The organism is Pseudoalteromonas sp. MMG022 (genome assembly GCF_021654245.1).
GTDB lineage: Bacteria > Pseudomonadota > Gammaproteobacteria > Enterobacterales > Alteromonadaceae > Pseudoalteromonas > Pseudoalteromonas amylolytica.
In genome coordinates, this window is the sequence record NZ_JAKFZQ010000001.1 from 376,428 (window position 1) to 390,605 (window position 14,178).

Here is a 14,178-nt window from a genome sequence, read left to right on the forward strand (position 1 = left end):
CGCACTGCGTGGGTTTTTTTATGTCAGAAATTCATCCTTTACAAATAACATATCTTTTATTTACTTTCATTTACAAGGATGTGCAAAATTTATTGCCAACCGTCCTATATTTGATATGTTTTATGTGTTTATTTTTAAGGGACAAGCATGGATCGTCGGGCGTTTATTAACAAGTTGGCATGTCTAGGGCTTTTAGCAAGCACATCAATGGCGTCCGCTTTGACAACAAGACAAAAAGCTAATTGGGTGAATAAACCAAGTTTACCGAAGCGCTTACAAGAGATTTATCCCTGTTTGTACGAGAACCATATAGTTGTGGCTGGCGCCCTCGAACAAAGCGCTTCCGAACAAGCTACCATGGGGATTATGAATGCATCACATAATTGCTACTTATTTGATCTTAGCAAACAAGTTTGGCGTTTAGGCCCAACCTTACCGGTAAAGCGACATCACCTAGGGTTAGTGAGCAGCCAACAAGGTATCATGGCCATTGGTGGCTTTGCAGCCAGTAAAGCAGACCCTTGGCAAATAAGAGGTGATACCTTTGTCCTTTCTCACTTGGATAATCATTGGCATCAAGCCAAGCCTCTTCCCAACCCTCAGGCGGAGTCAGGGTACGCAAATATCTCGGGAAATGTGCATGTGATTTCGGGACGGGGTATCTCCAGCGGTAATTTAACGGATGTGGCTGACCATGTATTTTTTGATGGAACACAGTGGCAAAGTGCCGCACCTCTTCCATTAGCCAGAAACTCCGGCGCCTGTGTTGAGTTAGATAAAGGCTGTATCTTTATCGGCGGACGCATTCAAGATGAACAACACAACAATCAATCGCGAGTCGACTTCTACGACCACCGAGCCGATAAGTGGTTTGAACTTGCTCCAATGCCGAAGCCATGCTCTGGCATTGCAGCGGCTTTAACGGGTCATAAAATTTATGTATTTGGCGGTGAACAGTACCAATATACAATGAACCAATTCGGTAAACCTATGATGCATACCAAAACCTTTAACCATATCTGGCAATATGATTTTGCTCTAGACAAATGGCAAACACTGCCACTGTCGATGACTAGCACCCGACACGGTTTAGGTGCTGTAGCCACCAAAGAAGGGATATACTTGGTAGGTGGAGCCGAACGCGCTGGCGGCGAAAATACCACCAACGCAGTTGAATTGCTTAAATTAGAGACTCTTCGTTAAATATCCTGTGCCTGCGCCAATTCATTTTGCAACCGCTTGGTTTCATCCGCTCTTGGTTTAGCAAATCGTGCTAAGCCTAAATAAATGACTGGAGTTAAGAATAAGGTGTAAAACACCGAAATTCCTAGCCCGCCAAATACAACCCAGCCTATCGCATTGCGTGCCTCAGCACCTGCTCCCACTGACAATATAAGTGGTAACGCCCCCAATAACGTTGAAAACAAAGTCATGGTGATCGGTCTAAAACGTACCATAGCTGCGCGCTGAATTGCAGTTCTTACGTCATGACCATGATCTCGTAATTGATCTGCAAACTCCACAAGCAATATCGCATTTTTAGCCAATAAGCCTATCAACATCACGAGCCCTATTTGAGAGTAGATGTTTAAGCTTGTACCTGATAGTTCCAACGCAAGAATAGCCGCAGCAATGCCAAAGGGTACGGTTATCATAACCACAACTGCACTGTTCACACTTTCAAACTGCGCCGCTAAAACCAATAGCACTATTACAAAAGCAAGAACATAAGTAAGCATCACTTCATAAGCGGTTTCTTCAAAGGTCAATGCTTCTCCTTTGAACGCCAAATCAATCCCAGCTGGCAACTTTTCATGTGCCAATGAGCGCAATATCTCCACCGCCTCACTCATCGTCATCTCTGTCGGTAACTCTAAATCCATCTCAATCGCTCTTCGCTGCGCGAAACGCTCAAGCTCTGCAGCCACGCCTTCTTCACTTAACGTTGCAACACTAGCTAAAGGCACCAATTTCCCATTACGAGTGTTAACATATAGATTTGCTAAGTCCGCAGGTGTCTGTACCACGTAATTTTGCGCTTGGAGAATAATCGGTATTGATTGGTCTCCCACGTTCAAATCAGCGACGTCATCGCCGTTTATCGCCGCGCGCAACGTTATTGCGATATCTGCAAGCTCCACCCCCAACTCCTCTGCTCTACGGCGATCGATATTCACTCGTAGTTGAGGTTGTGAAGGTTGATAGGAAATATCCGCTTTACTGAACTGGGGATAAGCACGCTCTAGCTCTGCGCTAAACAGCTCAGCCGCCCTAAAAATTTTCAAGTAATCATCACCTAACAGGGCCAGCTCAATGCCCCCGCCTTGACCACGCAAGTTGAGGCTGTTGGAACCAAACGGACGCGCTGGTGCACCTGGTATTTGACCAAGCGGTCCTCTTATTTTGTTAATGATCTGCTGTTGAGTAAACTCTCGTTCAGACCAGTCTTTAAGTGGTACGGTAATAAACACAATGTTGGGATCCCACTGCCCCACTACTGTGTATATCGACTCAATTTCTTGCTGCTCAACATACGGTAAGAGCACGTCTTCCATAGCTTTAGCCTGACGGTCCATAAAGTTGAGTCCAACGCCATCAGGACCTCGCGCAAAAATACGAATATTTCCTCTATCTTCGTCGGGTAATAATTCACTTTCAATTTGTGTGTATAAGAGCCCCGAAGCTAATGCACTCACCATACATATCAACAAAGTTAACCAAGCATGATTGAGCACCCAACCGATTAGATTGCCATAAGTCACCACACACTTTTGTCCAAAACGACTTAAGATATTTGCCCTTTGTGAGTTTTTCTTGGGTAGACGAGAAGTCAACGCAGGAACTAAAGACAGGGCTACGAAGGAAGAAATGATGACGGCACCTGCCAAGACTCCACCAAACTCTCTAAATAAACGCCCTGCAGTAGAGGGCAAGAACGCAATTGGCACAAAAACAGCCACCAGTACTGCCGTTGTCGCAATCACCGCAAAAAACACCTCACGCGTTCCTAATACCGCTGCCGCTCGGCTAGCCAAACCTTGCGCTTTACGTCTTTGAATGTTTTCACTCACAACAATCGCATCATCCACTATTAACCCAGTAGCGAGTACAAGTGCTAGCAGAGTCAGTATATTTATGGAAAACCCAAGCAACCATATAATTGCCACAGACCCCATCAACGACATGGGAATAGCAATGGCTGGCACTATAGTCGCCCGCCAAGAGCCAATAAAAACCCACAGCGTGATCACCACCAACATAATCGTAATTAATAAAGACTGAAGTACTTCATCAACCGATCCTCGAATAAACTGAGCATCATCTTGAGTAACTGTAATATTCAACTCTGGAAAGCGTAGCTTTTGCCTTTCGATAAGCTTCAGCACTTCGTCAGAAATCTCAATAGTGTTTGAGCGCGCCTGACGAATCACCTCAACTCCTATGACCGGCTTACCATCTAGCCTCACCATATTACGTGGATCTGCTGGACCAAAATAAACCGCCGCTATATCACCAATGCGTGTATCACCTCTGATAACCATTGAGCTAACTTGCTCAGCAGTCACAGATGTGGCGTCAGCCCTCACAATAAGTTGCTGATCGACTGACTTTAAACTACCCGCAGGCACGTCAAATGGTGCTTGCTTTAGCACCGATGCAACATCCGCAACAGATAGCCCATAACTGGTCAGTTTGATTGGTTCAAAGGCAACCCGTAATACGCGCTCTCGATCACCATTCAAACGAACATCAGCAACACCAGGAATCGTCAAAAACTGCGGCGCTAAATCACGTTCCACTCTTGCCGTGAGGGATTCCAAGTCGAGGCTATCACTACTGACTGTTAGACTGACTACCGCTTGGGCATTGTTGTCAGCCTTAATGATAGATACTCTTTCCACTTCTTCAGGTAGCTCTCGTTGAATTCGACTAACGGCTTCGCGGGTTTCATTCGCAGCATCTTCGATATTGGTCCCTGGGCGAAACTCCACCACTACTCGGCTAGAGTTTTCTTCACTTTGCGCTCTAATGGATTTAACCCCCGAAACACGCGCTGCGGCACCTTCTAATTTACTGGTTACTTCAGTATCAACTGTTTCAGGCGAGCCACCAGGAAAAGACGCGGATACAGTTAGTCTAGGCCTGTCTACATCTGGTAACTCTCTTACTTCAACACCGCCAAGCGCTGCAATACCCGAAATGATAATCAGTAGGTTCAGCACAACAATCAGAACAGGCCTGCGGATTGCCAGCGAGGGTAAATCAGAATGTATACTTGCCAACAGTTGCTTATTCTCCATCAGTTTACCTTCGCTATTTGTGGGTTAACAGACTGCCCCTCGCGTAGTCGTTGAACTCCCTCAACAACTAACATTTGTTGCTCAGTAATGTCACCATCCACCAATACATGGTTTTTTTGACGTTGAATGACCTGAACGTCAACGCGTTTTGCTATGCCTTGCTCAGCAATCCAAATATATGGTCCTGTAGGGCCCCACATTAATGCGGCTTCCGGTATGGCAGGATATCGTTTACCGATGTTCATTAGAGCAACTTTAAAGCTCATACCGGGAATAAATTTATCGCGCGAATTGTCTATTGCAGCCTTGATACGGATGGTACGACTTGCGATGTCTATTCGCGAGTCTACATGGGCTATCTCGGCGTCGAGTTGGCTTTGGCTGTCATACCATGGGGACACGCGTACATGTGTACTCTCTTTAATTAGATCAATAGCCTGTTCTGGTGCATAAAAGTCAATATACAAAGTTGAACGATCATCTAGTGTTGTCAACCTGGTTTGGTTTGTTACCCAATCCCCCGCTTCAATATCTGTCAGTCCGACCACACCTGAAAAAGGTGCGACCACTTTGTGATCTGCTATATCATTTTGCGCTTGTGTTAGCGCAACCTCTGCAAGCGCTACTTTGGTCTGTGCATCATCTAGTGCGCTTTGCGTCGTTGCGCCATTCTTTATGCTGCTTTGCAGTCGAAGTAAATCGCGTTTTGCATTATCCAGCTGAATTTGCGCTTGTTTTGCTTGGGCCTGCTCCTTTCTATCATCAAGCTGAAATAGAATATCTCCCTTACTCACAATAGTGGCACTTTGAAAATTCACTTTTGTAACTCTATCTGCCACAGCAGGAAACAAAATTACAGAGCGATGCGCTTCACTGGTTCCAATCGCTTCAATCGTGTCTAGCGTTGCCACAAACGCGACTGGCGCTGTAATAACATCGGTAGCAGGTCGTTTCTCATTCGCCTGCAGCGTATTTGACGCCACGACAATATAAAAAAATATAAACGCTAATAATGAGCGAGACTTCATGGTATTCCTTCGTTTAACTTTGCTTAATTGTGTCATTTGGATTTGAGCTTAGACCCATTACGAGGTTTGAACTACAAAGATTAATACGCAATGGCGCAATAACTTAGATCTATCTGCTGAACTTTATAACTGACATGAGATTAGCGTAACAATGATTTTTACACTACTTTACAAGCACTAACAATAACAGGGTCAATAAATAAACAAACACAAAGAAAGCACCCAAAGGGTATGATTTCCTTTGGGTTCTATATTGAAGCGAAGGGGTATCTTAATTACTTAAGAGGCGCTGTCGAATGTCACCGTAGTATCAGCATTCACCTCAATAGATTGTTGCTGATAAATTGAGAAGTCAGGATCGTCAACTTCAGGATCGTCAACGTGACCTAAACAGCTGAATCCAATCTGGTAGTTTGCAGGTGTAATAAAGCCAATAGCAAACTCATTGTCCTCGTCCAACGTCGCAGTAGCAATTGGAGAATTTACATCAACTGGGTCAGTCTCGAAAATATCACTCGGTTGTTCAGCTTGTTCGCTGTACAAGTAAACTACATGCTTGTACTCACCTTCAGCTGGCGCAAGTTCAGAATTATCGGCGATACATGCTTGCTTCAACGCCTCAGAAACAGAGCCAGAAACCGTAAACGTGGTCTGTGTATTCTCAAGACGAATTGTCGTTGGCTTTAAATACACCGTGGTGCCACTTTGAGGCAGTACTAACGAACGGTTGAGATCAAACTCCAATACAAATGCGTTATCGCCTTCGTTGACGACTACATTATTAATTTGAATTTCACCCACCCCATCGTTTCCTTTTCTTCTTACATCAAGTGCTACTTGCACGTCATTATTGTATGTAAGGTGCGATCCCAAAGACAGATTTTCCACGCTCGTACCGTTTACAATATTGGCTCGTAACCATTCATATTCACCAGCTTCTAGTTCTACATCTGCTAACAATGGAAAAACTTGATCGCCCGTGTAATCAAGTAGGTTAATTGAAATTGGATTTCCATCCTCATCTTTGGTTTCAAAGGTTTGCTGTGAATCGCCTTTTTTCATTACGATACCGTCAATCACAATGTTTACCGCACTGACATTGCTTACTGCTGCATCAGACACTCCCAGTGTCATGGTGGTTTTATCTGAAGGGGTCGGCTGTGGGGTATTCGAACCACTATCTGAGCTGCCGCCACCACATGCAGCTAATGCTACTGCCGCCGCCAAGGGTAATAAAGCTCTAAGTTTTGTCATGGTAACCTCTGTAATTATTCTAAAAAACACAACTTGTTTTTAAAGTATAAAGGACCAATCTGAACACACCTTTAATCAGACTTTAGTACCATTTTTGACCACGTTAACGCTTCATTTTCTGTTAAATACGAGCGTAATAACGAATTACTCCACCAGGACTAACCCTCGACACTGAGTAAGAGCCAATATACACGCATGCACAAAACGTAACAAAGTTATTACAGCAATGTGTAAACTATTGGGAGTTTGCTATTTAAAGTTTCACGATATCTGGTACATTAAACTGAAACTAACATTGCAAGTTTTTGTTAATGTTTTACATTTATATGATGTCGGGTGTTGGAGATGTGCCGTGAAGTTCAAACACAAAATTGTTATTGTATCCTCGTTAGTCCTGTTTCTAGCGCTCAGCGTTTTATCCTTTAAGCAGTACTTCTCAATTAAAGCGAATTTAGAACAACAAGTCAGCCACAATGTAAACGAAATAATCCAAGGGATCAGTAACACTGTAACGGCACAAATGCAGGGTAGTACTGACTTAGCGTCGCTGGCTACTTCACTGGTGGCTAGCACTGACTCGTTGCAAGACGCATACCCTATTTTGTCACAGCCAAAACTCACCGAACAATTTCTATTAATAGGTTATGGAGAAGAGAGCACTGGTAAATATGTTGCCAGTGACCCATCTTGGAACCCAGGGCCAACATGGGATCCTCGCAAGCGTCCTTGGTATACAGACGCTAAGAATGCCGGTGAGCTTATCGTAACGGCGCCCTATGCTGATTCAGTCAGTAAAGAGATCGTCGTTTCAATTGGCACCCCTGTATTTAAGCAAGGCCGTTTTCATGGCGCATTATTCTACGATGTTAGCCTAGCGAAGCTTGGCAATATGATTAACTCGTTTAATCTCTTTAATGCTGGATTTGCATTTATGGTCAGTACTGACGGCACCATCATCTCTCACCCCGATGTCGCTCTCAATGGCGATAAAGCCAGTAAGTTTTTAGGCAATACCGCGTTCAGTCAAGAGCTTCAGCACATTACGTTAGACGGCAAAGAATACCTAATAGACTTTCAAAAAGTAGATGGCTTTGACTGGCTAGTTGGCGTTGCTTTAGAAAAGAGCAAAGTCTTTTCAGCTGTTTCTGAACTCACTCAAGACTCGATACTATTCACTGCCCTATTCGTTATCATCAGTATTATCGTGTTATCTTTGGTTATTAACTTACTGCTAAAACCGCTTGCCGACATCAACGATGCTATGGCCAATATCGCCAAAGGCAATGCTGACTTAACCGTACGCCTTAACACCAACAGCGACCCAGAATTCTCATCTCTTGCAGAAAACTTCAATTTATTCACAGCACGCTTGCAACAACTCATTGCTGATATACAGGTTTTGGGACATGAGATTTTAGAAGATGCAAAGCAGACCTCCTCAGGTGCTAATCAATCAAGTAACGCAATTTCTAGGCAGCTTGAGTCACTTACCTCCTTAACCACCGCCACAGAACACATGTCTGAAACAGAGCAACGAGTAGCAAATTCCGCGCAAGAAGCCGCTGAAGCGATTCAAAAAACGGATAGTGCAGCAGTTGAGGGGCAAAAAATTGTCACACAAACCACAGATACCATAGCGCATCTATCTGAACAAATTTCAACTGCCGTTGATGTGGTCAATGATCTTGAAGTCTCCACCAGCGGTATCGAACAAATACTGTCAGTTATCAATGGTATTGCTGAACAAACCAACCTGTTGGCTTTAAACGCAGCCATTGAAGCAGCGCGTGCCGGCGAATCAGGCCGTGGGTTTGCCGTTGTAGCGGATGAAGTACGTACGTTGGCACAGCGCACACAAGAAGCCACAACTGAGATTAAGTCCATGATTGACCAACTTCAAGCGGGCGCCGTAAACGCGGTGCAGGTTATGAAACAAAGTCAAAGCGTGGTTGAGAAAACGGTCGGCAAAGCGGATGAAACCAGTCACTCTTTGCAAGCAATTCGTGCCGCCATCGAACATATTGTACAACTTAACCTGCAAATTGCAGACATGTTGAATGAGCAGCGACAGGTAGTCAGCGAAGTCAATAACAATGCCATGGAAATAAGAAATATCTCGGATATGGTGTTTAATGAAGCAAAAACGGTGGATCATACTATGCAGAGCCAAGTTGAAAAAATCACCGAGCAAGAAAATATGCTTGAGCAGTTTAAAGTGTAATTGGGCTAAACGTGAGGGCGATCTCGCTCTCACTATTTATTCGAGTTAAATAAATGATCTAAGGTTAAAATACACACCGCAATCAACAAGCTCAACCCGCTTAATACCAGCAAGGGTTCACTGAACACCCCTGCATACATTACATAGCCTAGAACGCCACAACCCATTTGCGAAATCAAAACGTGAGATAAACTAACATTTGGGTAACGCAGTGCAGCGACAGACATCACCAACAAAGAAATCAGTCCAATTAGCGCCGCTAGTAGGCTTATCAAAGCCGTGAAATTAGTATCTAGATCACGTAAATATACAAACACACTAATGAGGCTGACCCCAAACCAGCCGAAGCTAGCAGGCCAAATAAGTACTCTCAAAACATATTTGAGCAACACCACTTTCATTGACGTTAATCACTTAATGTAAAATCACCGACGTGGGTTACATAGCCACTGACGACAATATTCACAATGTCCTTGCCATCACACGTTAGCTCCACTTTAATCTCGCTAGGCCTATCCACAAACCGCCCTTGTTGGATGGAAATGTGTGGCTCAGTTGTCAGACCTTGCTGATATAGATACGCTGCAACTGGCCCTGCTGCACTGCCAGTTGCGATATCTTCAACACTACCCAAGTTGTCCCAAGTGCGGCCTTCGAAGTTGTTAACATCAATAAGGTATAAAAATTTTGCCTGATATTGCTCAAGCATCGATTCAAGCTTATTGGTACTAAATGAAACTTTGCTCAACCCATGTTCAATCGGCAAAATTAAATAAGGAAGGCCAGTACTGATCACCTGTACTGGCAAGTCTTGCGGCTGCAATTGTTCAATTCCTAAAGCCGCGTAAAAAGGTTCAGATTGCTTAGCGCTTAGAGTATTGATCAATTCCGGTGCACCTTGATGCATAGCCGCCAAGAAATGCTTACCCCGCCAACGACTAGTCAACTCAACAACCTTATGATTTAGCTCAATCGACCAAGTGTGTGTATCACTGGGTGTGCCAAACTGCTGATGTAAGTAATAGCTCAGTCCAATCAAAGGATGGCCTGCAAAGTCCAGTTCTTCCTCCATGGTAAAGATCCATGCGCGATAAGGTGTGACGTTAGTATCCACAAAAATTGACTCAAACTGGCGCATCTCTCTCGTCCATGCCTGCATTTGCCTTTTGCTTAGGCCCTGACAATCGTGAAATATCGCTAATCCATTGCCTTGCAATTTTTGTTTGCTAAATACATCAACTAATTTGCATTGCATCGTTGCCACCTTTAAAACTATGCTAACTTACTACCTTCACCATTTACACGGTGCCGAATATCTTGTCTCCAGCGTCACCAAGGCCGGGAACAATATAACCATGCTCATTCAAATGACTATCTAATGCAGCCGTATATATTTCAATATCGGGGTGCGCATCCAGTGTTGCTTTGACTCCCTCAGGTGCTGCGACTAATACAATCGCTTTAATGTGTGTACACCCTGCCTTTTTAAGCATGTCGATGGTAGCTATCATGGAGCCTCCAGTTGCCAGCATAGGGTCAATAACAAGGCTTAGACGCTGATCTATTTTGCCCACCAGCTTTTCAAAATATGGTACGGGCTCAAGCGTTTCTTCATTGCGTTGCAAGCCAACAACACTGACTTTGGCCGACGGGATAAGCTCCATTACACCATCCATCATGCCAAGGCCCGCTCGCAAAATGGGCACAACGGTAATTTTCTTACCTTGTAATTTACATACCTGAATATCGTTACCTTCCCAGCCCTTTATCGACTGTTCTTGCAAGGGCATATCTTTAGTCGCTTCATAGGTAAGCAGCGTGCCTATTTCACTTACCAGTTCACGAAAACTTTTTGTACTTATTCCATACTCTCTGAGTAACGCGAGCTTGTGTTGTACTAATGGATGCTCAATAACGTGTAATGACATAGCTATTAGCCCTTATAAATCACTAAAAAATGTTTCAGCTTTGTGGCGTACCGGTTTTGTACAGGCAACCGTAGGTGTACCCAAATAAAGATAGCCGACAATTTCATCCTGTTCGTTTAAACCTAGCAGAGATTTTACTTTTGGGCTTTGTGCAAAATAACCCGTTCTCCAAACTCCAGACAGACGCTGTGCAAAAGCGGCTTGCTGCATCGCAAAAACACTGCATGCTGCACTCTCAATCTGTTCAATTCTCGGCACCTTCGGGTGCTCTTGATAAGGGCTAACAGCAATAATGATCATAGGCGCTCGCTGCGGTAGCTCTTTGGCACGACTGATTGTGCGCTCATCCTGATGCTCGCTGACCGCTGCTTGATGATAAATTTCGCCTAACCTTTCTCTACCTTCGCCCTGCACCACAATAAATTTCCAAGGGGCTAGACCACCATGATCTGGCACCTTCAACGCGGCTTTTTTGATAATCTCTAGTTGGGCTTGAGAGGGCCCAGGAAAAGATAAATTACTGTCTGATTGACGAGTAGTAAGTAGCTCAATGGCATCCATAACACCGTACCTTAATTGCGATATCTAGTTGCCAGTGAGAATACCATCGTCTGCCTCTATCATCTATCAATGATGTGATTTTTTGTTATTTTTCAAGACAGTTGTTTTTTGCTTGCCGTTTGAGCCAGTAATCCATACTGACATACCTTCCGCCACCACTAAAAATAAGACTCAGTAACATCGCAAAATAAATAGCGGCAAACTCAATGCCGTTGTTCAAGATAACTACACTCCCCTTTTCATACAGGTAATCCGGATATCCATGAGTTTCTATCAATGACTTAATTTTATCGAGGCGCTCACTCACCTCGGCGCTGTTTTCTAAGCTCTCTTTCGCAGCAGGTACGCCCAACCAGCTATACGCCAACGCAGCACTGGTTTGTGGGTTTGATGGTGCCACAGAAAACCAACCATTATCCCAATGCACCGTTGTGGCAGCAATGAACATGGTAAACAGTAATGGTATGGATACGACTCTCGTAAACAAGCCAAGTAAAAGTAGCCAACCTCCCAGCAACTCACTCCACCCCGCCAAAAATGCGAGCAGCTCAGGAAAAGGAAGCCCAAGACCCCACTGATCATTACCAAACCAATTTACAACATTTTGATCTGCCAATAAGTTACTGGGCAAGCTGAATTGATCATTCGCTAAATTGAGCTTGCTATACCCTGCTACTATCATTACAGGTGCGAGTATCAGTCTGAATAGTAAAGCGGGAAGCCCGTTGAGTATTTGTATTTTATCGAATAAATATTGATAGGTGTTGTGGAGTTTGCAAAGCATAAGCGGCCTTTCGAATAATCCATAATAAATATAGTTATTAGTCTAGACCGCTTTTGAGCTAGGTTTCTTGCAACAGAAACTTATTATATTAGCCGAGCCGCTTGTAACGCTTCAAATATGGCGCGTTTGGCGTCTATTGCACTGGCAAGTTTTGCCCCGCCTATCACATGGTGATTGTCTGGCAATGCTTCCTTATCGAATAGTTGATCATTGGAAACTTGACCTATACATGCAATGACCGTATCAACATCTAGCCACTTCTCTTCTCCGGCTTGCTTGATAAGCAATCCTTTATCAGAAAATGCCAGATATTCACATTCAGCAATTTGCTCAACTTGATGTTGCTTAGCAACTTGCCTGTGTATCCAACCCGTCGTTTTACCCAGATCACTACCAAAACGACCAGGACTACGTTTTAACATGTACAACTTACGGGGGTCTCTAAGCGGCTGAGCTTCACATTCAATGCCCCAGTGATGCTTAAATTCTTCAATAGATTGTTCACTTTTTTCTGCTAAAAACGCAACCATATCAAATCCAATACCACCTGCTCCCAATATCGCTATTTTGTCACCCAGTTCAACTTCTCTGCGGATCACCTCATCATATGCGAACACGCGCTTGTCGTCACTACACTCAATATTAGAAAGCCTAGGCCTAACACCTGTAGCAAACACCACATCATCAAACTGCTGGGACATATCGGCCTGATATTCAGTGTTTAACTGCATTTCTACATTAAGACGCTTTAACTCCGATAGGTAATAAGCCAAAGTTTTTTGGAAGTCTTCTTTGCCAGGGATGCGCATCGCAAGGTTGAATTGACCGCCTAGTTGAGCGTTTTTATCTATAAGTTTAACCTCATGCCCTTTGCTCGCTAGATAATAACTGGCAGATAGTCCAGCAGGTCCTGCGCCTACAACCAACACTCGTTTTTTGTTAGCAGCAGGTTGCAATGGGTAATCCAGTTCAAAGCCAGCTTGAGGATTCACCAAACACGTGGCCCGCTTACCTCTAAACACATGGTCCAAACAGCCTTGGTTACAGCCGATGCAAATATTAATCTGTTCACTTTGCTGTGCGGCATACTTGTTGAAAAACTCAGGATCAGCAAGTAGAGGCCTCGCCATTGAGATAAGGTCCGCTTCTTGGTTTTGCAAAATACTGTTAGCAATCTCGGGGGTATTGATCCTATTGACTGCAATAACAGGAATATCAACCACATCTTTTAGACGCTTCGAAGCTTCTTTAAATGCGCCTGGCGGAACCATACTCGCGATGGTTGGCACTCTCGCTTCATGCCAGCCAATTCCCGTGTTTAAGATATCTACACCCGCCGCCTCTAACGCCTTTGCTTGCAGGGTTACTTCCTCTGGTGTAGACCCATTTGGGATCAAATCCATCACCGATAATCTAAAAATGATGATGAAGTTATCTTTCACTGCACCACGCACAGCTTTAACAATTTCTACCGCCAAGCGCATACGATTTTCTAAAGTACCACCGTATTCATCGCCTCGTTTATTGGTGTGATTAGCCATAAACTCGTTGATCAGGTAGCCTTCTGAACCCATTATCTCTACACCATCGTAACCGGCTTTTTGAGCTAATTTAGCTGAATGAGCAAAATCTTTTATCGTGCTTTTGATCATGCCCTTTGACATTGCTTTTGGCTTATAAGGATTAATGGGCGCTTTAATGGCACTGGGTGCCACATTAAATGGATGATATGCATAGCGACCTGCATGTAGTAACTGCAGACAAATCTTTGCACCGTGCTTATGAACAGCTTGTGTGTACGCTTTATGTTTGATTACATCATATAAAGTGTTAAACGAGGACGATATTGGCGTCAATTTACCTCGCAAATTAGGACTATATCCTCCAGTGATTAATAATCCTGTGCCGCCTTTAGCACGGGCTTCGTAAAACGCACTTAAACGCTTACGGTTATGCCATCCTTCTTCTAGGCCTGTGTGCATCGACCCCATCACCAAGCGATTACGCAGCTCAGTGTGTTTTAATTCTAATTGTTTTTCTAACATTACTTGCCCCGACAAACTGGTCTAACCTGTGCAACATTAACAATTTTTTGTGATTT

The 14,178-nt window shown here is 44.0% G+C and carries 11 protein-coding genes; 2 read left to right on the forward strand and 9 right to left on the reverse strand.

The window, feature by feature from the left end; translation table 11 throughout:
- Window positions 1-147 precede the first annotated feature (147 nt).
- The gene (locus tag L1070_RS01485) at window positions 148-1,203 is read left to right on the forward strand and encodes a kelch motif-containing protein (RefSeq protein WP_237124198.1); all 1,056 of its coding nucleotides are present in this window, start codon (window positions 148-150) and stop codon (window positions 1,201-1,203) included.
- Here L1070_RS01485 and L1070_RS01490 read toward each other — a convergent pair.
- The 3 genes from L1070_RS01490 to L1070_RS01500 all read right to left on the reverse strand — a co-directional run bounded on the left by L1070_RS01490 (window position 1,200) and on the right by L1070_RS01500 (window position 6,583).
- Entirely contained in the window at window positions 1,200-4,301 is a 3,102-nt protein-coding gene (locus L1070_RS01490) for an efflux RND transporter permease subunit (protein WP_237124199.1), read from the reverse strand. The genes L1070_RS01485 and L1070_RS01490 overlap by 4 nt on opposite strands.
- The gene (locus L1070_RS01495; RefSeq protein ID WP_237124200.1) at window positions 4,301-5,329 is read right to left on the reverse strand and encodes an efflux RND transporter periplasmic adaptor subunit; all 1,029 of its coding nucleotides are present in this window, start codon (window positions 5,327-5,329) and stop codon (window positions 4,301-4,303) included. The genes L1070_RS01490 and L1070_RS01495 overlap by 1 nt, the downstream gene beginning before the upstream one ends.
- A 279-nt stretch (window positions 5,330-5,608) precedes the next feature.
- The gene (locus L1070_RS01500) at window positions 5,609-6,583 is read right to left on the reverse strand and encodes a DUF4382 domain-containing protein (protein ID WP_237124201.1); all 975 of its coding nucleotides are present in this window, start codon (window positions 6,581-6,583) and stop codon (window positions 5,609-5,611) included.
- A gap of 352 nt (window positions 6,584-6,935) precedes the next feature.
- Between L1070_RS01500 and L1070_RS01505 the strand changes: the two genes are divergently transcribed.
- Window positions 6,936-8,804, forward strand: a complete 1,869-nt coding sequence (locus L1070_RS01505; RefSeq protein WP_237124202.1) for a methyl-accepting chemotaxis protein — start codon at window positions 6,936-6,938, stop codon at window positions 8,802-8,804.
- A gap of 32 nt (window positions 8,805-8,836) precedes the next feature.
- On the opposite strand, the gene L1070_RS01510 is transcribed toward L1070_RS01505, so the two are convergent.
- The 6 genes from L1070_RS01510 to L1070_RS01535 all read right to left on the reverse strand — a co-directional run bounded on the left by L1070_RS01510 (window position 8,837) and on the right by L1070_RS01535 (window position 14,122).
- Window positions 8,837-9,205 (reverse strand): hypothetical protein, encoded by a 369-nt coding sequence (locus L1070_RS01510; RefSeq protein WP_237124203.1) that lies wholly within the window; start codon window positions 9,203-9,205, stop codon window positions 8,837-8,839.
- Between the two features lie 5 nt (window positions 9,206-9,210).
- The gene (locus L1070_RS01515; RefSeq protein WP_070985208.1) at window positions 9,211-10,059 is read right to left on the reverse strand and encodes a PhzF family phenazine biosynthesis protein; all 849 of its coding nucleotides are present in this window, start codon (window positions 10,057-10,059) and stop codon (window positions 9,211-9,213) included.
- A 43-nt stretch (window positions 10,060-10,102) separates the two neighbouring features.
- Window positions 10,103-10,732, reverse strand: coding sequence for a uracil phosphoribosyltransferase (gene upp / locus L1070_RS01520; RefSeq protein ID WP_070985205.1), 630 nt, complete (start codon window positions 10,730-10,732; stop codon window positions 10,103-10,105).
- 12 nt (window positions 10,733-10,744) lie between these two features.
- Window positions 10,745-11,293, reverse strand: a complete 549-nt coding sequence (locus L1070_RS01525; RefSeq protein WP_237124204.1) for an NAD(P)H nitroreductase — start codon at window positions 11,291-11,293, stop codon at window positions 10,745-10,747.
- Between the two features lie 85 nt (window positions 11,294-11,378).
- Window positions 11,379-12,077: a DoxX family protein gene (locus L1070_RS01530; protein WP_237124205.1), complete on the reverse strand. Its 699-nt coding sequence runs from the start codon at window positions 12,075-12,077 to the stop codon at window positions 11,379-11,381.
- Window positions 12,078-12,160: 83 nt separating this feature from the next.
- Window positions 12,161-14,122: an NADPH-dependent 2,4-dienoyl-CoA reductase gene (locus L1070_RS01535; protein WP_237124206.1), complete on the reverse strand. Its 1,962-nt coding sequence runs from the start codon at window positions 14,120-14,122 to the stop codon at window positions 12,161-12,163.
- Window positions 14,123-14,178: the final 56 nt, after the last annotated feature.

Excerpts from the sequence above, each read along its gene's own strand:
- L1070_RS01485 (WP_237124198.1), top strand. The coding sequence starts at position 148 with ATGGATCGTCGGGCGTTTATTAACAAGTTGGCATGTCTAGGGCTTTTA.
- L1070_RS01490 (WP_237124199.1), bottom strand. The coding sequence starts at position 4,301 with ATGGAGAATAAGCAACTGTTGGCAAGTATACATTCTGATTTACCCTCG.
- L1070_RS01495 (WP_237124200.1), bottom strand. The coding sequence starts at position 5,329 with ATGAAGTCTCGCTCATTATTAGCGTTTATATTTTTTTATATTGTCGTG.
- L1070_RS01500 (WP_237124201.1), bottom strand. The coding sequence starts at position 6,583 with ATGACAAAACTTAGAGCTTTATTACCCTTGGCGGCGGCAGTAGCATTA.
- L1070_RS01510 (WP_237124203.1), bottom strand. The coding sequence starts at position 9,205 with ATGAAAGTGGTGTTGCTCAAATATGTTTTGAGAGTACTTATTTGGCCT.
- L1070_RS01515 (WP_070985208.1), bottom strand. The coding sequence starts at position 10,059 with ATGCAATGCAAATTAGTTGATGTATTTAGCAAACAAAAATTGCAAGGC.
- upp (WP_070985205.1), bottom strand. The coding sequence starts at position 10,732 with ATGTCATTACACGTTATTGAGCATCCATTAGTACAACACAAGCTCGCG.
- L1070_RS01525 (WP_237124204.1), bottom strand. The coding sequence starts at position 11,293 with ATGGATGCCATTGAGCTACTTACTACTCGTCAATCAGACAGTAATTTA.
- L1070_RS01530 (WP_237124205.1), bottom strand. The coding sequence starts at position 12,077 with ATGCTTTGCAAACTCCACAACACCTATCAATATTTATTCGATAAAATA.
- L1070_RS01535 (WP_237124206.1), bottom strand. The coding sequence starts at position 14,122 with ATGTTAGAAAAACAATTAGAATTAAAACACACTGAGCTGCGTAATCGC.